An 18,041-nucleotide genomic window follows, 5' to 3' on the forward strand; every position below is an offset into this window, starting at 1 on the left:
TAGCTCCTTTACTTTAATATTTCTGCGACTCGAAGTTTTGCACTTCTTGCACGATTGTTATCTTCTAAATCCGAATCACTCGCCACAATTGGTTTGCGATTGACACGTTTCAACTTAGGTGTGTATGCCTCTGGAACGACTGGTAAGCCTCTCGGTACGTCAGGTCCTTTCTCATACTCTTGAAACATCTGCTTACATAAGCGATCTTCTAAAGAATGGAAAGTAATGACTGAAATGCGTCCGCCGACTTTCACACGTTCGATAGCTTGTTCTAATGCATCTTCAAATGCAGCCAATTCATCATTTACTGCAATGCGAATCGCTTGGAATACACGTTTCGCCGGATGACCGCCTTTGCGTCGTGCTTTAGCCGGGATACCCTCTTTAATACATTCCACAAGCTCTAAAGTTGTCGTGATAGGTTGTGTTTCGCGTCTTGCTTCAATTTTACGTGCAATTTGTTTTGAGAACTTCTCTTCACCGTATCGGAAAAAGATTTTAACCAAATCTTCGTATGACCACTCATTAACGACTTCATACGCTGATAACGCTTGTGTCTGATCCATTCTCATATCAAGTTTCGCATCGTGATGATAACTAAAGCCTCGTTCAGGCACATCAAGTTGTGGACTTGAAACGCCTAAATCATACAAAATACCATCAACCTTTTCGATTCCTAAATCATCCAAAATTTGATTTAAGTGTCTAAAATTACTATGTACAAAAGTGACTTTATGCAAGTCATCTTGTAGCTTTTCTTTCGCATGTTCAATCGCCGTTGTATCCTGATCAATCGCAATCAATCGCCCTTGATCAGACAGCTGACTGAGAAGGTATTGCGCATGTCCAGCACCACCAAGCGTACAATCGACGTAGACACCGTCTTCTTTGATATTCAGTTGATCGACTGTCTCTCGTAGTAAAACACTTATATGATGAAACACGCCAAAACCTCCGATATATTAAAAATCAAAATCAATTAAATCTTCTGCAATTGCTTCAAAGTTCTCTTCAGATTCATCGTAAAAATCATTCCATGTCGCACGATCCCAAATCTCAATACGGTTTGAAACACCGATAACGGTACATTCTTTATCGAGATTCGCATATTCACGCAACTTTGCCGGAATATTTATACGTCCTTGCTTGTCAATTTCCACTTCAATGGCACCGGAGAAGAACATACGCATAAATTTACGCGCATCACGTTTAGTCATAGGTAAGGTTTTCATTTTGTCTTCTATCGTTTGCCATTCCTCAAGTGTATAACCGAACAAACATTTATCAAGGCCTCGTGTGATAATGAAACGTTCATTTAAGTCATAACGAAACTTAGACGGAACAATCATACGCCCTTTTGCATCAAGCTTATTTTCATATTCGCCCATGAACATTTCTTCTCACCTCACCTTATTTATAATTTACCACATCTCACCACTATCCTCCACTAATTCTGTAAAAATCATCAAATTTTATCTAAAAAATAAAAAAAGAGGATCATCCGCATATAGCGAATCATCCTCAAAAGCTTGATATATCTATAGTTTCACGATTATTTGATCAAAAGTGTAGCGAAGTGGAGGGAAAGTGGTGGACGCATACATATCCAGCCCATTTTCATTCAATAATTGCAGTGGATTCCACACACGTTCTTGTAAGCCACCCATTGGATGCAACGTCTCTCCCAGAACTTTAAAATGGCGCATACTAATCGCATTCTCACGTGCAATATTATTTAAATAGCGATTTTTCAAATAGCTGTATTGATACATTTGAATGCCATGATTTTTCTTCAATAAGTTACGGTTATCTTCTGTATCTGACATTTCTTCTGTTAACGTCTCATAAAAGGCTTGTTGTTTGTGTAACATTTCTTCAATTTGTTCAAGTACAACATCAGACGCTTGTGCACGAACGAAACGTTGACGCGCTGAATCCACACCAGACACCATCACTTCTTCTAGTGTTAATTCATATTGATTTAGCAACTTCTCAGTTTGTGCCGATACATACGTAATACGCATACGTGGCAAGACGATTGGCATTTGTACATCAAACAGCTTGAAAACATCTCGTAACTCTGCCCAGTATTTAATCTCACTTGGGCCGCCAATAAAAGCAACCGTATTAAACACCCATTCTTGCATTAATGGACGTGTTACAACGTTATTTGAAAAACGTTCCGGTTCCGCTTCAACGAGCGACAACAATTCCGTTTCCGTATACGTACGTCCACTTTTACTCAACTTAAATACACCATTCTCGAAAGTGAGTAGTTGGCGTTGCCCCTCTTCATGCAAGAATAAATGCACATTCGTGTCCGTTTGAATCATCTGTGCTAGTCCCGCTTCAGTCGTTTGACGTTGTACATCACGAAATGCATGATCCACATCGTTATGACGTTGAATTAACTGTTCAAATAACGGTTTTTCCAACTTTCTCAGTGACGCGTGCTGAGCATCAATCAGTAAAATACCTTGCGCACCAAAACAACGTTGGACTATATGTTTAAAACAATCTACCCAAGTTTCTGACTGTTCAATGATACGTTCCACTTCATCAAATAAAGTTTTAGAATGTGGTGTTTCAGGTAATGACGCAAAAAACTGCGCCAATACATCGCGTAGCGCTTCTTTATCCGGCGTATAACGTGAAACCGTTGTTTCCGGCGGCGTCATCGTATGGTATTTCACTTTATTCAGTTGACCTACACGCTGATTCATTGCGTATGTATGGTTCACTTCATCAAAGTCATGGTCTTCTCCTGCAATCCAAAACACCGGCACAACAGGTTGATTATATTCAGCAGACAACGCATCCGCCTTTGTTAAAATGGATAAAATTTTATGAAACGTATACAGCGGCCCTGTAAACAATCCAGCTTGTTGCCCACCAATCACGACTTTAGCCCCTTCTGATAAGGCTTTAATATTCTCTTTTTGGGTGTCTGTGAGCATTAAATCTGACATATAATCACGAATCACATCGGCAACAACTGCCTCTCTCCCATTGTTCTGATGCGCCATACGTCGGTCATAGCTTTCAGTTTGATTAGGATCATAGGTATAAAATTGTAAAATTTGCGCATTATGATTCGTGTAGTCTTTAATAAACGAATCCGACTCATTCATCGTGATATTTAAACACTCCATGCTCATATCTCCTTAACTAGTATTCGATATCAGTATAATGGTTATACAAGCATCTGACAATTTAACGGCTTACTTCAATAACTTTCAGAATTGCGTTATAATGGAAGAAAGAGAACAAAGGGGGTCATCACATGGCAAAAGTAACACATCTTGATATCAATTATAAGACAGAAGAACTATTTGAAGCATTCCGTAAAGACTTCGGCAACAAAGATCTTTACCTTGTTAATGAACTGCATGGGGAAATGATTGATGCAAGCTCCGACTCTCCATTTTATGGTATTTACGTTGGAGAAAAGCTTGTTGCACGTATGGCGTTGTATCGTAAAGGAGAAGTTGAAGAAACGTACTTCCCTGATTACGAAGATTACCTAGTCGTTTGGAAGTTAGAAGTACTCGAAGCCTATTGGAACAGAGGATATGGCTCAGCATTACTTGAATATGCGAAGTCACTCGGTCACCCAATTAAAGCAATCGCTCGTTTCGAATCAAAAGGCTTCTTCATCAAAAACGGCTTTGAAGATTTAAACGCCAAGAATGATGATGGTCACGATATTCTTGTTTGGGCACCAGAAAGCGAATAGTAATGATGAATGCCGCTAGGTTGAGACAAACGCCTGCTTTTGGGACACCGATTGTCGGTTTCCCAGAGCATAAAGTCATGATGTCTTAGCTTCGTGGCATTTTTACGCGCTCTACTGCTTTTTAAGATTCAAACACGAAAAAGCTAGAGTACATCTCTCAATGCAACTCTAGCCCATCATTTATATTTTTAAAGGGAGATTAACCGAAAAATCCTGAAATAAAGTCAATGCCTTGCGCTACAATGTTCGCAATACCTGTTCCCATTGATAACCAGTCTTGGTCCAATCCTGCTTGTACTGTATCTTTAATTGTATTAATAATTTCTGTCATAGTATACACCTCTCGTTTATTTTAATCATTGACACTTCGTATATTTAGCCGAAGAATCCTGAAACAAAGTCAATACCTTGTGCTACGATGTTAGCAATGCCTGTTCCCATTGATAACCAATCTTGATCTAATCCTGCTTGTACTGTGTCTTTAATTGCGTTAATAATTTCTGTCATATCGCTGTACACTCCTTAAGTAAGATAGTTTCAAAACAAATCACTATGTATGATGACTTCGTTTTGTTAATTACACTATAGCTTATCCTTTTCATCTTATGTTGAATCATTCTTAACTCATCATATTTCATGCCTAACTGTATTTTTGACAGACAATTTCTAACAGTTACGATGCCCAACTGTTCAACTTCCACAAATAAAAAAGCGAAGCCGCCTACTGTAATAGATTGCTTCGCCTATTTTATATTCATTTATTAGGATGTTTACCCACTAAAAATAATGTTAATAATGAAGTCATTATACCTACACATGCCGAATACATTAATTTGTAAAGAAATCCATCAGGGACAGGGACAAAATACAGTGCCGTACTTAAAACTAACATAAGTATGATACTAAATTTAATCGCATAAAGTAGTCTGCTCATCACTATCACCCTTATTGATAGCCCCACACTTGCGCTACAAGTAGATACTGGCCTGTCGCATCTGGCTGAGACTTGAATTTGATATTTTAACCACAAGTTTATCTCACTTTTCGAATGTCATGCTAAATAATGCCTAACTCATTATAATCCGTGCTTAACTGTGTTATAGACGCCTTGCATTGAACAGTTAGGCTGCCTAATTGTTGGATAAGTTACATCATAAACGGATGACCTCAGTAAGTTATTTCGCTCATTGGTATACATCATTAGCCTTGTCTACGAGAGCCATCCTTTGTCCATTGCTTTACGCCATGCATCGAATCGATTTTCTGCATGCAGTTTTTCAATAATAACCGATGTGTAGTTGCGGATCGTGCCGTTAGATAAGTAGAGTGTTTCAGCAATTTCTTTACTCGTCAGCCCTCTGCCAATCTCCTTCAACACAAGTTGTTCTTTCTCTGTTAATGGGTTTTTGTATTGTAATAGTGACGTCATTAAAGATTCACTGTATTCTTTTTGACCCGCCATCACATTGTGAATCGTTTGCGCTAAATCATCAACAGAACGTTCTTTTAATACATAGGCATCGACATCGTTGACAACTGCACGTTCAAAGTAACCTGGTCGCTTAAAAGTCGTTACAATAATGACTTTCGTTGGTAATCCAGCATCTTTAATCGCCTGCGATACTTGTAACCCTGACATTTTAGGCATTTCTACATCTAATATCGCAACATCTGGTCGCTGATCTTGAATCACTTTTAACGCCGCTTCGCCATCTGCAACATCTGCTAAAACATTAATATCATCACGTAGCTCAAATAGTTGCACCATTGCTTTTCTCAACATTTCTTGATCTTCTGCTATTACAATTGAAATCATTTGCATTCAGTCCCTTTTGAAAATGTTATAACTATACGCAACCCTTTTTCTAAATTTTGAACATCAAACACGCCATCCAATGCTTGGACACGCTGACGAATACTTTTAAAATCATCTTGTGTGATATGCGTCATACCGACACCATCATCTTCAAATATGAAAATCATTTGACTACCGTCTTCTATCATTTGCCCGGTTACCGTTTTAGCCTTCGCATGCTTAATCACATTATTCACCATCTCACGCAAAATCATCGCTAACGTTGCTTGTATTGTAGGCTGCAGTGATTGAGTACTTTCCGCATGTTCAAATTGAAATGTTATATTCGCATTTTCTAACAAAATCGCCATCGTCTGTACTTCTTCTTCAAATGACTGAAACTTCACATCTTCCACGATAGCACGTACTTTTACGAGTGCGTCCCGTGATAATTGATGAATACTTGCTAGCTCTTCCCTTGCTTGATCCACCCGTTTATTCTCTAACAATTTCGTTGCTAACTCTGACTTGATACTCAAACTCGCAAAAATATGTCCAAGCGTATCATGCAAATCTTGACCAATTCTATTTCTTTCGTAATCAGCAATTAACATATTGATATGTGCATTCTTCTTCATCAGTTCATCTTTCAACTTTTGCGTTTTCACACTGCTAAAGTTCGCCATCGTCATCCCGAGTAATACAATAAGTATCGCCAACATCATAACCCATAATGATGGGTATCTTACCGTTATAATTGCAAATGAGAACAGCATCGCACTGACATAAAGCTGCATTTCTAATGATTTATATGTCACACGCAACGCAAAAGGCAAAATAAATGCTGAATAGAAATAAAAGTAAAAATAATAGCCATCAAAAAAATAAATAAAATAAATAATACCTACATAATGCATGAGCAGTATTAATCTTCTTAGTAAGATATTGTGCGACATATCACGGTAACACAACAACACATACCCTAGAATAAACTGAATCGTCACTAAAACACCTAGCCACAACGGCCCAGAAGACTGCATCATACTTAAGCTAAGTATCGGGAAAATACAATAAACCATATTGACAGTTGCGATTGGATTTTGCTTTATTTTTTCTAAAAACATTATGCGAGATCACTTCCGTTTTTTACGAATGCCATACGTTATCATTAAAAATAGTATAACGTATGCAATTAAAACACAACAAGATACAATATGCACCTTGCTTTCTTCAACATACACTTGTGCCAGTTCTTTAATGTGATATGTTGGCATGACATAGGCAATTTTTTGTAACCATTGTGGAAATTGATCTACAGGGAACCAAAGTCCACTAATCATCGCTAAAACGAGATACACTAAATTTGCGATATGACTCGCATTTTCAATATCACGTATTTGTGCAATCAATATACCTAGTGATAATAACGTACTTGCACCAAGCCATAAGAAAATGCCGGATACGATCCATTTATCTAATGAGAGTGAGACCCCTTTGTACACATGTCCTGTCACAAACAATAAAATAATGGCCACACAAAATAACAACATAATTTTCATTGTTTTTCCTAAATAGTATGAAGACGGCGATAAAGGCGTTTTGAATAAGTTTTTTTGCCAACCTGTTTGCTTGTCTTTAATCAAATCAATTGGAAAGGTTAACAGACAAAAGCTACTCAAACTAAATACCGCCATACTGAACATATATTCTTTATAAAATTTTGCCTCATAAGACTCAGGTAATTGAATAATCGTTGTAAAAATGATGTAAAAGATAATCGGTAATAAGATAGATAATACAAGTGATATGCGCTTTCTCGTTAAAAGTAACAATTCATGTTTAAAATATGCCCAAATCATTGCAGTGCCTCCTCTTCTTCATCAGCTGAAAACAAAGTATCTAACAGCGAAGATTTCGATATTTCAATTTGGTTTAAATCAATATGATGTGCAATGAGTAGTTGGATTATCGGCGTCACATCTGTTGTGACAACAAGATAACCTTCTTGATTGTCATTAGCTGAGCTGACACTTTCCATTTTCGCTATTTCCGAAATAATCTTGTCATCTACATAAGGTAACTGAATATGTGTTGCCATCTGCTGATAACGAATTTGATGCGGTGTACTATCTATTTTAAGTCGACCTTGATCAAGCACGACAACACGATCCGCCATCCTTTCAACTTCTTCAATATAATGCGACGTATATAATATTGTCTTTCCTTGTCGTTTCATTTCCTCAATGAGTTGCCAAAAATGTTGACGTGTTTCTGTATCCATCGCACTTGTCGGTTCATCGAGTATCATTAGGCGTGGATTCCCCATAATTGACAACGCAAAATCTAATAGTCTTGCCTCTCCACCTGACAAATTTGAAGCATATTGATTTAACTTTTGTTGGTTAAAACGTGTCACACGTTGAAACATTTCAAACGACATACTGTTTTTATAAAATGTCCGATACAGCTGAAACAATTCTTTAACTTTAACGTATTCAGGAAAAGATGTTTTCTGATACAAAATCCCAATATGTTGTTTATCTCGTAAATTATGCTCGCTCTTAACTGCGCCACTACTCGCATGTAAATTACCAATCAAGACATCAATAAGTGTTGATTTCCCTGCCCCATTGGGTCCAATCAGTGCCATACACGTTCCTTCATTCAATTGAAAGGAAACATTATCTAACACTTTTTTCTCGCCGTATACCTTTGTAATCTGCTGAACTTCAATCATCAACGCCACCTACTTTCAACTGTTTATATATAGTTTAAGTTGTGCGTATATATAAGGGCAGTCGCATTTGTCATGAATATCATGTGACAAATGTCATTTTATGCTTGCACATATTTTATAAAAATAATTGCCGTTCGATTTACATGGTGCTATAGTTACATCAAAAAGAACCGAGGCGCAGACATGTCTTTCTTTAAACAACCTATTCGACTTTATTTCAGTTTGTTTATTGCGACTACAATGATAGGATCCATTTTGTTATCACTCCCCTTTACAGGGCGTAAACCTATTTCCTTTATTGATGCCATGTACGTGGCAACGAGTGCCTTTACCGTAACAGGCCTCTCAACTGTTGACGTTACAACACAATTCAATATATGGGGCGACATCATCATTATGCTACTTATTCAAATTGGCGGCATGGGGATTATCACTGTTTCTATGATGTTATTAGTAATGACACAACAACATTTATCGTATAAAAATAATAAGCTATTAAAACTACAATTCAATATAGATGATATCGGTGTGTTCCAACATTTAATTGGACTCATTTTTTATTTCACATTATTTTTTGAAACGTTAGGTACAATTTTGTTAGCATTTGAATTCGTCCCAACATTTGGCTGGTCTAAAGGGCTATTTATGAGCCTTTTCACATCTGTATCTGCTTTTAATAACGCAGGCTTCTCTCTTTTTCCAGATAGTCTGATGCAGTATGTAAACCAGCCAGCCGTTAACTTAATCGTCGCCTTTCTAATTATTATGGGTGGAATTGGTTATATCGTCCTTTACGACTTGATAACAACACGCAGAATTAAAAAACTGCAGTTGCATAGTAAAGTCACAATCATCATGACGTTGCTATTGTTAGTTATAGGTACAATTTTATTTTTTGTATTGGAACAAGGTCATTCACTTAAAGGACTTTCATTTGGCGAGCAATGGTTAGCTGCATTTTTTCAATCTACTAGTGCACGAACAGCAGGATTTAATACAGTAGATATGCAGATGATTTCTCCAAGCACAATGATCATGATGATGTGCTTAATGTTTATAGGTGCAGGTCCAATTAGTGCGGCCGGTGGGATTAAAGTCACGACCTTTGCCGTCGTTATTCTTTTTGTTGTTTATGAACTTAGAGGACAACAACAAATTCACATATTAAATCGTTCTATCGACAACAAGCAAGTACACAAAGCATTGGCAGTTACATTATCCGCTATTACTTTTGTGCTACTCATTATTTTTGGCTTTACATTGACACAACCTAACTTGTCATTAGCAGATATCGCCTTTGAAGTCGTATCAGCATTTGGTACAGTTGGATTATCTACGGGCATCTCCGCTAGTTACGGAACATTGAGCAAAATATTAATTATTATGACAATGATTGTTGGGAAAGTTGGCGTGTTAAGCTTGCTTATGCTATTTCAAAGAGAATCTAAAGTCCATTATCGCAATGCCAAAGGGAATTTATTTATGTAGTAAGAAAATGGAAGAATTAAAGAGCGTAATAAGTTAATATACTTATTTTCAAACAAAATATCTTTGTATATTATTACGCGCAACACAAAGTAACATTCTGTATGTAATTGTGTTAAAATACAACCGAGCAAGTTAAGTGGATGGTGGCTATCCAAGTATAAAGGAGGTGGTGCCTATGGTGCCATTACTCAAAATCTTTAGAAAGGAGACGCCCCTATGGTAACAGTTGCGGAAGCACTATGCCTTATGATAAGTTTCGGCTCATTTGTCGTCACTCTTCTAGGGTTGGTGATCGTAATCATAAATGTAGCCATAAAAAAATAACCATCTAGCTTATACTTTGGTTAGTAACTAGATGGTTTTTACCATTTAACAAAGCCACCGTCTTTTTAACGGGCTCTTTCGGGGCATGTTCCAGCATGTCCCTTTTCATATTTAATGTATCATAAGCTTTGGGCTAAATCAACATCTTGATTTGATTCTATGAATGATACATTAGGTCTTATGACAAGTTTAGGCTCATTTGTCGTCACTCTTCTAGGGTTGGTGATCGTAATCATAAATGTAGCCATAAAAAAATAACCATCTAGCTTATACTTTGGTTAGTATCGATGGCTATTTTTTATGCTATTAATATTAGTCACCGTCTTTTTAACGGGCTCATTAGAGACATGTTCCCGCATGTCTCTTTTCATACTTAATATATCATAAGCTTTGGGCTAAATCAACATCTTGATTTGATTCTATGAATGATATATTAGTTTTTATGATAAGTTTCGGCTCATTTGTCGTCACTCTTCTAGGGTTGGTAATCGTAATCATAAAAAATAACTATCGCTAACTTTGATAGGTACGATAGTCATTTTATAAAATATAACCAGTCACCGTCTTTTTAACGGACTCACTAGAGACATGTTCCCGCATGCCCTTTTCATATTCAATGTATCATAAGTTTTGAGCTAAATCAACATATTAATTTAATTTCGAAATTTATATAAAGTAAATTAATCAAGTTAAGGATTCTTCCCATGTTGTATTTTACCTAATTAATTAAGTAAATCCCAAAAAGTACTATCCTTCTTTTTGATATAACAAATCAATTTATCAGAGTACTTGTTAAACATTTTACACCACATTATATCATAATTAAAACCATGTTTATTTTTAAACTAAAATGTGCTAGAATACAATTGTGATGTAACCTCAGTACTATTTATCACTCTATTTACACTAGCAACAGTGCATTTATCTCCTTTTTTCCAACCATGTGTTAATCACTTCATATCTTAGGTTAGCTTAATTAGAAGTTTCATCTGTCATCCATTTCTTTAGAAGTCTTATTACATTACGTGCCACGAAACACAATAATATTCACTGTTATACTGCTTATTACATTTTACAAGTTAACATGCCTACCCTCTCACTTCACACAATGTATGTGAATGAAATCAAAAAGATTGGAGGACAAGTGATGAAAGACTTAGACTTAAATAGTTTAGAAGAAATCCATGTTAAAGCATTGATTAATGAATTGAAATATCTAGAAAATTTTATAAATGAAAGAAAACTACAGGAATCAGTTGTATCTAGAATTAATGAAAGACAAGATGTAGTAAGTTTTAGACTTGGTATAAAATATTTCATTGTTCTAAAAAGAGGGAATATCGAAAAGGACAGATTTTCTATTTCACTTATTTTTAAAGATACACACCATGTTTTAGTTAGAATTGATGTTAATGGTGGTATACATAAAAATCCAGATGGTACAACTGCCCCCAAAAGTCATATTCACATTTACAGCAACACTCATGAGAAAAAAGATAGATATGTATATAAAATAAGCCCAAAAGATTTCCCTGAGCTATATAACTTGTATAGTGCCTATCACTCATTTTTGGCTTATAATAATATACAAAGTATTAAATAAAGGAGGCGTATGAATATGGCGACATTCAATGCTGTTTTATTGAAAAAAGAGTACGTAACTTGGTACGAAAAAGAATTAGAATTTTCCGATTTGTCTAGTAATACAGTTCGCATAGATACACCATTTAAAGATAGCGCCTTAGATAACATAGTCATATACGCTCTATATGATCAGTCTAGTAACACTATCACTTTAAGTGACGATGGATATACTATATTCGGGTTAGAGCGTAATGGCATTTTTATAAACAAATCTAAAGAACGTAAAAAAGCATTCGAGGAACACCTTTCTGCATACGGCGTTATGTATAACCATTCAACAGATGATATTTTCATAAAAACAAATTATAAAAACTTCAATCTGTCCAAACATAATTTATTACAGTGCCTTATTTTTATCAATGATATGTATGTTCTCTCAAAGTCCAGAGTGCAAAATATATTTTCAGAATCAGTGGCATCTAAATTAGATGAACATAATATATCATATGGAAGAGACCTACCTATCATAGGCACAAGTGGCATTGTTCATAGTTTTGATTTCTTTATCAGTGCTAATAAAAATCAAAAAGAAAAGTTTATTAACGTGATTTCAAATCCTAATAATTCAATGGTCATAAAATCAAAACTAACAGATGCTATGCAAGCAAGAAAAATAAAAAGACATAGACCTAATGAATTTGTGTTCATTTTAAATGATGCTAAAGAAATTAATATCCAAAACGAAAAATTTCTTAATGAAAATGAAATCAATACTATTAATTATAGTGAGCTAGACAGTAAAATAGAATACTTAATAAACTAAAGTTGATTTTTGCGGTGGGATAGCATATGCAGTCTCGCTTTTTATTGTTCAATGATAGATCGCTAATTGCATTATATATGAGGATATAAAGTCAGATGAGCGTTATTTATTTATACTCATCGCTTAGGAAAACATAAAAAAGATGCAAGCTCAGCATGTCGGAAAAATATTTCCTGACACTTATTTGACGCTTACACCTTCGAAATGTTGATAAGTTCATATAATTTAACGTCCTGGGAGGGATTCGAACCCCCGACCGATGGCTTAGAAGGCCATTGCTCTATCCAGCTGAGCTACCAGGACAAGTAACACAAAATTCATTATAACCAACTCTAATCAATAAATCAACAGATCACTGAATAAATTTCTTTCCATTTGACTTATATCAAGCAATATTACAACAATATGCGTTATGATAAATCCACTGTAAAAAATTTATATGAATCAAATTAATAGCGTTTAGATTGAAGCACGCTACACTTTCGATACATATAAGGTACTCTTTGTGTTTTTGTGGTGGTTAAAGGAAGTGCTTTATTTTCAATAATATCTATAACAAAGACCCGATTAAATGTTTTTGGCACTAAATCAGGTCTTTCTCGTTAAAAAGATACTTATTCTTTTCGTTTTCCTACTAAAAACCAAAATACGAGAAATGTTAAAATAGTTGCACTTAAAGAAAAAATAAATGAACCAAAAATACTCACTGGAGACGGAAGTAAATAACGCAGAGTGGAAAATACTAAAGCAAATGTCAAACCAAATTTACATGCATAAATAACTCTATCCATAAAAATCACCCTTATTGATATCCCTAGCCATTGCTTGTTAAAACATACTTGCCTGCAACATCTTTTTGAGATTTTTAGTTATCTTAGTTTTAATGAATATTGTGGCTTAGATAAAAACAGGACTGGAAACTATGTTCCAGTCCATTATCTCTGTAATAATTGCTTATTTTGCAAATGTGTCCACTAAACCTTTAATTAATTTTACAATACCTAAAATGATACTTGCCCAAGTCATGATTGTAACCTCCTCTTTGTTTTTCTTAATTCTATTGTAATGGAAACATATGTATATATGAGGATTCTTGCGTAACTCATCATATTCTATTCAAAACTGTTACCAAATAAAAAATGGAAAACAGTTAGGCATGCTTATCTGTAAATACATCCCCCGCTTCATTAGTAAAACTTAGCTATTTGCATATTTAAGTTTATACTACGGATTCACACTCACTTAAATTTCATAAACTTTTATATTTATTGTTATTATTTATTTCGGTATATCAATTTAGCAAGAGATACTTGATCAGACATTTCTTGTGATTCCGTTAAAAAGACAGTGACTATTTATAGTTGAAAATAACCATCTAACTTGTCAAGGTAAAAAAGGGCCCCAGTCACTAGAACTGAGGTCTTTTTCTTTGTGTATTATTTTTGTGATGATTTACGACGGAATCCGAAGAATGTTGCAACACCTGCAAGTAATGCCATAAGTCCTGCTAGCATACTATTTCTTTGTTCTTGACCTGTATTTGGTAACATAGCCATATTATTAGTTGTGCTTGTTGGCTGAGCCACAGCATTTGTTTCCATATCATTTGTAACAACATTTCCTGTACTCATCTGTTTCACGTTCAAACCAGTTTTACCAACAGTATATTTTGGCATAGTAACTTTTTCACCCGTTGGTAATGTTACATTAACATTTGTAGATGATGTGTTTGTTGCCATGTAACCTGGCTTATGATTACTTGTACCCGTTACAACTGGTTTTTCATTGACCGGTTTCACTGTTGGTTTTGTTGTATCAACAGGTTTATTATTAGTTGGCTTATTTGTATTAGTTGGTTTTGTTTCTTCTTTACCTAGCAATTTATCTAATGCTTTTTGTGCATCAGTTTTATTCTTCATTGCTTCAGCAAGATCTTTTTCAGCTTGAGCTAATGCTTTATTGTTTTTCTCAACAAGTACTTTTGCGTCTGCAATTGCTTTTTGTTTCTTAGCTTGATCTGCATTAATTAACGCACGTTGTTCTTTTAAATTAGTAATTAAGTTTTCTGTTTTTGCAATCTCATCATTATAAGATTTAATTTGAGACTCCAAATTAGCTTTTTCTTTATTTAATTTAGCTAATTCATTTTTAATTGCACCTGATTTGTCAATTGTTTCTGTTGTAACATATTTGAAAGTTTTCTTAGGTACGAAATAAATTTCTTTACCATCAATACGATACTCCAATGTATCTCCGACTTTAGTTTCCGTGATCTTATTGTAAATTTCTTTATCCCAAGTTTGAACGTTCATTACTGCGAGGAACTGATAAAGATATTCACCATCACCATATTCTACAGTCGCAAAACCAATGTCCCCATCAATTCCAAGTAAATTTGATCGATGGCCATAACCATATTCAGCGTTATTATAATCTGAGAACCATGATAATAACATATAATAAGCTAACTCTTCATCTGAATAAGGATTTTCAGTGAAAGTAAAAGATCGAGCTAAGTTTTCTGCTCCTTGATACTGATCTTTACCAGGTAACTCAGTATAATGAGCTCTATAGTTGGCTGCAGATTCATCTGCTCTCGCTTTTGAAAATGCTTGTACAGCGGGGTCCTTTGATAATGTTACGCGACCCGGTAAACCATTAATACGTTTTAACTCATTTAAATAATCAACGAAAATTTGACCTACTCGTTCTGAATTAGGAACATACTGGTCTTTATTTGCAGGCAATTTAACAATCTGAGGAGTACCCGAGTACTTCACATCTTCTGCCCATTTATGAGTATGAATTTTTTCATGATCAGTTGGTACGTCAGAAGTATGAGTAACTGCTTCTTTTACTTCAGGTTTATAATTTTTAAGTTGTTGTTCTTTTTGTGTAATTTCTGCTTGTTTTTTGTCCAGTTGAATTTGAGCTGTTGAAGCTTTAGATTTCGTGTTATTTAATTTTTTTGTTTCATCCGCGATTTGCTTATCAACTTGTTTTGTTGATTTTGTTCCAATCGCTTTTGCATCAGTAAGTGCTTTGTCAGCATTCGTTTTCTCAGCGAATGCTTTATCACGAACCACTTGTGCTTCATTGACTTCAGCTGTCGCTTGGTTTAAATTTGTTTGTGCTTTTTCAATTTCTTGTTGTTTTAATTCTTCTGGAGATAATTTAGGTTGGGCAGGTTCTGCATTTGTTGGCTGTTCTGTAGGTTGTTCTGGATTAGCTGCTTCATCAGTAGTAACAGGTGGTTGATCCATTGTAACACTTTCGTTGGATGGTTGCTCTGATGTTTCAGATTCATCTTGATTATCTACTGTATCAGTTGTCACTTCGTCTGCTTGCATGCCATCTACTTGATTTGACTGATTTTGAGATGTTTCTTGGTTGTTAAGCTGGTTATCTTCGGCTGATGTTTCTTCTGCGGCTTTTGCGACTTGTCCTCCTGCTAATAACGCAGATGCTGCTACCCCTGTAATAAGTGTTCGTATAAATAATTTTTGTGACATCTAAATGTCCCCTTTCGTCATTGAATGATTTTATATATTTTTACATTCAACCTATCAGTTGTTCTGTTAATAGATTGAAAGGAAAAATGCTTCACACTTCTTTGATTCATTGCCATTAATGTTGACTTATCACTGTACATTATCGCCCTGTCATTCCAAACAGATTGTTTTTATAAAACGTGTAATATTTTATTGCAACTCAAAAAAATCAAAATATTACGATTTTTAATTTTAAATAATTTAAATTTCTAGCAACAATGTCATCGTTCTTTAGAAGCGTTGTAACATTTCATTTATTAAACTAAAAAATGTTACAACACTTCTTAATACTTATTTAATTAATCTACTTTAGTGAATTCTAAATCACCCTCTTCACCTTTTGGGGCTTCAAGAATCAATTTATCACCTTTCACTGTGTAACTTGTTTCGTGTTTCTCACCATCTATGTCAAAAACAATGTGCTCATTTTCTTGATCAATTGTTCCATCAAATGATACATTCGCTTTAACACCACTCTCGTTGAATGTCATGGAAAGTGTTGCCTTGTCACTTTTAGTATCTAGTTTAAGCTGTGTATCCATTCTGTCATTTTTACCTTCATATGTTCCATCTAATTTGTTTCCACATGCTGCAAGTAAAACCATCATCAATAATGATAATGCTATTAATTTTTTCATTAATTGTTCCTCCCTGATTGATTAATCTGTCATTTATTTTCAAATAGATTTTCAAAAGATGATAAAGTCGCCGGATTACTTGTTCGATATGATACTCTTTGACCGATAATATCCAAGTCATCGGTTTCAATTAGATCTAAATGCGTCACTTTACCAATCTTCTTGTTGTAAGTGATGACTTCTCCAAGTAAGAATGTCCCTACAATTTTTTGTTCAAAAAGTACCACGACATATTTCACGTCATCTAAACGTTTTGGTGATACTTTCCATCCCCCTTTAATTCTCTCTAACATTTCTTCTTTATTATCAGGCTTTTGACCAGTTAACTTTAAAATTAATAGGTCCTTCATAACACCCTCTCCTTACACACCCATTAGTAATCTTTTAAATTACTTCATCATTTTTTCATTATTGCAATACATATTTATATTAACATATAAGTTAAAATACGAATATAGTATTCATCAAATTTGCCAGTCTAAATTTGAACTTTTTAGGAAGCTACCTTCTAATTCTATCGGTACTTGTATAAAAAAACGTGCTGTACACGAAATGAAAGTAAGTAACACTTTCAAAACGCATACAGCACGCTCGAAATTATACAATGTAAAAAACGCAACCCTGTTTTTTAATAACAGCGATTGCGCAATCAAACTATTTTTCTGCTTCACCAAATAAATTACTTTCAGATGACAGTGTTGCTGGATTACTTGTTTTATAATCCACGAACTGTCCAATATATTTCGCATACGTATCATCTTCTAGTAATTCTAAATTTTCCACTCTACCTGTAGAACGATTGTATTTGAATTCATCACCTAATCTATATGTTGCAACTACTTCTTGTAGTACTAATACAACAACATAATCTACATCATCCAATCTTTTTGGAGATATTTTCCATTTCCCTGTTACTCTCTCTTTGAATTCATTATCAGCTTCATCATGTTCTTTCGATAACTTGATAACTAAAATATTTTTCTTATCATCCATCGTTATCCCTCCTTCACACCAGAAATAAACAAAATGAATTAGTGATTTATACAATTAATTCATATGAATGTTATCATAAATTTGCCTTAAAGTAAATAAATTAGAAGTATTGATACGCTTAGAACGCGCTAGCTTTAAGGGCAAAAAAATGAAAGAGCAAGCGAAACTGATCAGCTCGCTCACTCTTTCATGTCTTCCTATTCTGTTTTCAAGTTGTTTATGACTTTTTTGATGATAATAAAGCAATCAATGAATCAATCACATAGTAGGCTGCGATAGTTAATGCGAATAAGCCTAATACATAATTCGACATGATTTTAATTTTAGTTTTGCTCATATTTGTCATGATGCTCACCTTAAAATAAGAATTAA

At 34.8% G+C, this 18,041-nt stretch carries 23 protein-coding genes and 1 tRNA gene; 7 read left to right on the forward strand and 17 right to left on the reverse strand.

All coding sequences use genetic code 11. From position 1 onward, the window contains the following. Positions 1–8 precede the first annotated feature (8 nt). The 3 genes from rsmH to bshC all read right to left on the reverse strand — a co-directional run bounded on the left by rsmH (position 9) and on the right by bshC (position 3,152). A complete protein-coding gene (rsmH, locus tag TP70_RS04585; RefSeq protein ID WP_044359781.1) occupies positions 9–944 on the reverse strand; it encodes a 16S rRNA (cytosine(1402)-N(4))-methyltransferase RsmH in 936 nt (311 codons plus the stop codon). Positions 945–962: 18 nt separating this feature from the next. Then, positions 963–1,394 carry a division/cell wall cluster transcriptional repressor MraZ gene (gene mraZ, locus TP70_RS04590; protein WP_044359783.1) on the reverse strand — a complete coding sequence of 144 codons (432 nt, stop codon included), beginning with the start codon at positions 1,392–1,394 and terminating at the stop codon, positions 963–965. Positions 1,395–1,538: 144 nt separating this feature from the next. Then, positions 1,539–3,152 carry a bacillithiol biosynthesis cysteine-adding enzyme BshC gene (gene bshC, locus TP70_RS04595; protein WP_044359784.1) on the reverse strand — a complete coding sequence of 538 codons (1,614 nt, stop codon included), beginning with the start codon at positions 3,150–3,152 and terminating at the stop codon, positions 1,539–1,541. A gap of 131 nt (positions 3,153–3,283) precedes the next feature. Here bshC and TP70_RS04600 point away from each other — a divergent pair, with 131 nt between their 5' ends. Further along, a complete protein-coding gene (locus TP70_RS04600; protein WP_044359785.1) occupies positions 3,284–3,736 on the forward strand; it encodes an N-acetyltransferase in 453 nt (150 codons plus the stop codon). 199 nt (positions 3,737–3,935) lie between these two features. Here TP70_RS04600 and TP70_RS11935 read toward each other — a convergent pair whose 3' ends face one another. From TP70_RS11935 to TP70_RS04620, 6 genes are all read right to left on the reverse strand, one after another. Continuing rightward, positions 3,936–4,067, reverse strand: a complete 132-nt coding sequence (locus tag TP70_RS11935) for a beta-class phenol-soluble modulin (protein ID WP_084207643.1) — start codon at positions 4,065–4,067, stop codon at positions 3,936–3,938. Between the two features lie 44 nt (positions 4,068–4,111). Beyond that, entirely contained in the window at positions 4,112–4,243 is a 132-nt protein-coding gene (locus TP70_RS11940) for a beta-class phenol-soluble modulin (protein ID WP_084207644.1), read from the reverse strand. Between the two features lie 703 nt (positions 4,244–4,946). Then, the gene (locus TP70_RS04605; RefSeq protein ID WP_044359853.1) at positions 4,947–5,552 is read right to left on the reverse strand and encodes a response regulator transcription factor; all 606 of its coding nucleotides are present in this window, start codon (positions 5,550–5,552) and stop codon (positions 4,947–4,949) included. Then, positions 5,549–6,655, reverse strand: a complete 1,107-nt coding sequence (locus TP70_RS04610; RefSeq protein ID WP_044359787.1) for a sensor histidine kinase — start codon at positions 6,653–6,655, stop codon at positions 5,549–5,551. The genes TP70_RS04605 and TP70_RS04610 overlap by 4 nt, the downstream gene beginning before the upstream one ends. Before the next feature lie 9 nt (positions 6,656–6,664). Further along, positions 6,665–7,390: an ABC transporter permease gene (locus TP70_RS04615; RefSeq protein WP_044359789.1), complete on the reverse strand. Its 726-nt coding sequence runs from the start codon at positions 7,388–7,390 to the stop codon at positions 6,665–6,667. Next, positions 7,387–8,268, reverse strand: a complete 882-nt coding sequence (locus TP70_RS04620; RefSeq protein ID WP_044359791.1) for an ABC transporter ATP-binding protein — start codon at positions 8,266–8,268, stop codon at positions 7,387–7,389. The genes TP70_RS04615 and TP70_RS04620 overlap by 4 nt, the downstream gene beginning before the upstream one ends. Before the next feature lie 183 nt (positions 8,269–8,451). Here TP70_RS04620 and TP70_RS04625 point away from each other — a divergent pair, with 183 nt between their 5' ends. The 6 genes from TP70_RS04625 (at position 8,452) to TP70_RS04635 (ending at position 12,487) form a co-directional block, all read left to right on the forward strand. After that, entirely contained in the window at positions 8,452–9,756 is a 1,305-nt protein-coding gene (locus TP70_RS04625) for a TrkH family potassium uptake protein (RefSeq protein ID WP_044359793.1), read from the forward strand. Between the two features lie 216 nt (positions 9,757–9,972). Next, a complete protein-coding gene (locus TP70_RS12690; RefSeq protein WP_084207645.1) occupies positions 9,973–10,080 on the forward strand; it encodes a putative holin-like toxin in 108 nt (35 codons plus the stop codon). Between the two features lie 159 nt (positions 10,081–10,239). Continuing rightward, positions 10,240–10,338 carry a putative holin-like toxin gene (locus TP70_RS12975; RefSeq protein WP_411914108.1) on the forward strand — a complete coding sequence of 33 codons (99 nt, stop codon included), beginning with the start codon at positions 10,240–10,242 and terminating at the stop codon, positions 10,336–10,338. A 163-nt stretch (positions 10,339–10,501) separates the two neighbouring features. Then, positions 10,502–10,597 carry a putative holin-like toxin gene (locus TP70_RS12695; protein WP_338091860.1) on the forward strand — a complete coding sequence of 32 codons (96 nt, stop codon included), beginning with the start codon at positions 10,502–10,504 and terminating at the stop codon, positions 10,595–10,597. A 597-nt stretch (positions 10,598–11,194) separates the two neighbouring features. Next, complete coding sequence (locus TP70_RS04630; RefSeq protein ID WP_411914109.1) at positions 11,195–11,683, forward strand: DUF6978 family protein; 489 nt, start codon at positions 11,195–11,197, stop codon at positions 11,681–11,683. A 15-nt stretch (positions 11,684–11,698) separates the two neighbouring features. Beyond that, positions 11,699–12,487: a DUF1828 domain-containing protein gene (locus TP70_RS04635; RefSeq protein WP_044359797.1), complete on the forward strand. Its 789-nt coding sequence runs from the start codon at positions 11,699–11,701 to the stop codon at positions 12,485–12,487. Between the two features lie 229 nt (positions 12,488–12,716). Here the strand turns inward: TP70_RS04635 and TP70_RS04640 are convergent. The 8 genes from TP70_RS04640 to TP70_RS12860 all read right to left on the reverse strand — a co-directional run bounded on the left by TP70_RS04640 (position 12,717) and on the right by TP70_RS12860 (position 18,015). Continuing rightward, positions 12,717–12,790: transfer RNA gene (locus tag TP70_RS04640), tRNA-Arg, on the reverse strand. Positions 12,791–13,101: 311 nt separating this feature from the next. After that, complete coding sequence (locus tag TP70_RS12380) at positions 13,102–13,278, reverse strand: hypothetical protein (protein ID WP_169743605.1); 177 nt, start codon at positions 13,276–13,278, stop codon at positions 13,102–13,104. Positions 13,279–13,441: 163 nt separating this feature from the next. Continuing rightward, entirely contained in the window at positions 13,442–13,513 is a 72-nt protein-coding gene (locus TP70_RS12980; RefSeq protein WP_106904272.1) for an alpha-1/alpha-2 family phenol-soluble modulin, read from the reverse strand. 410 nt (positions 13,514–13,923) lie between these two features. Beyond that, on the reverse strand, positions 13,924–15,999 hold the full coding sequence (locus TP70_RS04645; protein ID WP_044359799.1) for an LPXTG cell wall anchor domain-containing protein: 2,076 nt from the start codon (positions 15,997–15,999) through the stop codon (positions 13,924–13,926). A 338-nt stretch (positions 16,000–16,337) separates the two neighbouring features. Next, positions 16,338–16,676 carry a hypothetical protein gene (locus TP70_RS04650; RefSeq protein WP_044359800.1) on the reverse strand — a complete coding sequence of 113 codons (339 nt, stop codon included), beginning with the start codon at positions 16,674–16,676 and terminating at the stop codon, positions 16,338–16,340. A gap of 29 nt (positions 16,677–16,705) precedes the next feature. After that, the gene (locus TP70_RS04655; protein ID WP_044359802.1) at positions 16,706–17,026 is read right to left on the reverse strand and encodes a hypothetical protein; all 321 of its coding nucleotides are present in this window, start codon (positions 17,024–17,026) and stop codon (positions 16,706–16,708) included. A gap of 304 nt (positions 17,027–17,330) precedes the next feature. Beyond that, positions 17,331–17,669, reverse strand: a complete 339-nt coding sequence (locus tag TP70_RS04660; RefSeq protein ID WP_044359804.1) for a hypothetical protein — start codon at positions 17,667–17,669, stop codon at positions 17,331–17,333. Between the two features lie 217 nt (positions 17,670–17,886). Beyond that, complete coding sequence (locus TP70_RS12860) at positions 17,887–18,015, reverse strand: hypothetical protein (protein WP_276307499.1); 129 nt, start codon at positions 18,013–18,015, stop codon at positions 17,887–17,889. Positions 18,016–18,041: the final 26 nt, after the last annotated feature.

Source organism: Staphylococcus microti, assembly GCF_000934465.1.
GTDB lineage: Bacteria > Bacillota > Bacilli > Staphylococcales > Staphylococcaceae > Staphylococcus > Staphylococcus microti.

What these genes read in the sequence shown, in the direction of transcription:
- mraZ (WP_044359783.1), bottom strand. Translation starts at nt 1,394, where the DNA reads ATGTTCATGGGCGAATATGAAAATAAGCTTGATGCAAAAGGGCGTATG.
- bshC (WP_044359784.1), bottom strand. Translation starts at nt 3,152, where the DNA reads ATGGAGTGTTTAAATATCACGATGAATGAGTCGGATTCGTTTATTAAA.
- TP70_RS04600 (WP_044359785.1), top strand. Translation starts at nt 3,284, where the DNA reads ATGGCAAAAGTAACACATCTTGATATCAATTATAAGACAGAAGAACTA.
- TP70_RS11935 (WP_084207643.1), bottom strand. Translation starts at nt 4,067, where the DNA reads ATGACAGAAATTATTAATACAATTAAAGATACAGTACAAGCAGGATTG.
- TP70_RS11940 (WP_084207644.1), bottom strand. Translation starts at nt 4,243, where the DNA reads ATGACAGAAATTATTAACGCAATTAAAGACACAGTACAAGCAGGATTA.
- TP70_RS04605 (WP_044359853.1), bottom strand. Translation starts at nt 5,552, where the DNA reads ATGATTTCAATTGTAATAGCAGAAGATCAAGAAATGTTGAGAAAAGCA.
- TP70_RS04610 (WP_044359787.1), bottom strand. Translation starts at nt 6,655, where the DNA reads ATGTTTTTAGAAAAAATAAAGCAAAATCCAATCGCAACTGTCAATATG.
- TP70_RS04615 (WP_044359789.1), bottom strand. Translation starts at nt 7,390, where the DNA reads ATGATTTGGGCATATTTTAAACATGAATTGTTACTTTTAACGAGAAAG.
- TP70_RS04620 (WP_044359791.1), bottom strand. Translation starts at nt 8,268, where the DNA reads ATGATTGAAGTTCAGCAGATTACAAAGGTATACGGCGAGAAAAAAGTG.
- TP70_RS04625 (WP_044359793.1), top strand. Translation starts at nt 8,452, where the DNA reads ATGTCTTTCTTTAAACAACCTATTCGACTTTATTTCAGTTTGTTTATT.
- TP70_RS12690 (WP_084207645.1), top strand. Translation starts at nt 9,973, where the DNA reads ATGGTAACAGTTGCGGAAGCACTATGCCTTATGATAAGTTTCGGCTCA.
- TP70_RS12975 (WP_411914108.1), top strand. Translation starts at nt 10,240, where the DNA reads ATGAATGATACATTAGGTCTTATGACAAGTTTAGGCTCATTTGTCGTC.
- TP70_RS12695 (WP_338091860.1), top strand. Translation starts at nt 10,502, where the DNA reads ATGAATGATATATTAGTTTTTATGATAAGTTTCGGCTCATTTGTCGTC.
- TP70_RS04635 (WP_044359797.1), top strand. Translation starts at nt 11,699, where the DNA reads ATGGCGACATTCAATGCTGTTTTATTGAAAAAAGAGTACGTAACTTGG.
- TP70_RS12380 (WP_169743605.1), bottom strand. Translation starts at nt 13,278, where the DNA reads ATGGATAGAGTTATTTATGCATGTAAATTTGGTTTGACATTTGCTTTA.
- TP70_RS04645 (WP_044359799.1), bottom strand. Translation starts at nt 15,999, where the DNA reads ATGTCACAAAAATTATTTATACGAACACTTATTACAGGGGTAGCAGCA.
- TP70_RS04650 (WP_044359800.1), bottom strand. Translation starts at nt 16,676, where the DNA reads ATGAAAAAATTAATAGCATTATCATTATTGATGATGGTTTTACTTGCA.
- TP70_RS04655 (WP_044359802.1), bottom strand. Translation starts at nt 17,026, where the DNA reads ATGAAGGACCTATTAATTTTAAAGTTAACTGGTCAAAAGCCTGATAAT.
- TP70_RS04660 (WP_044359804.1), bottom strand. Translation starts at nt 17,669, where the DNA reads ATGGATGATAAGAAAAATATTTTAGTTATCAAGTTATCGAAAGAACAT.
- TP70_RS12860 (WP_276307499.1), bottom strand. Translation starts at nt 18,015, where the DNA reads ATGACAAATATGAGCAAAACTAAAATTAAAATCATGTCGAATTATGTA.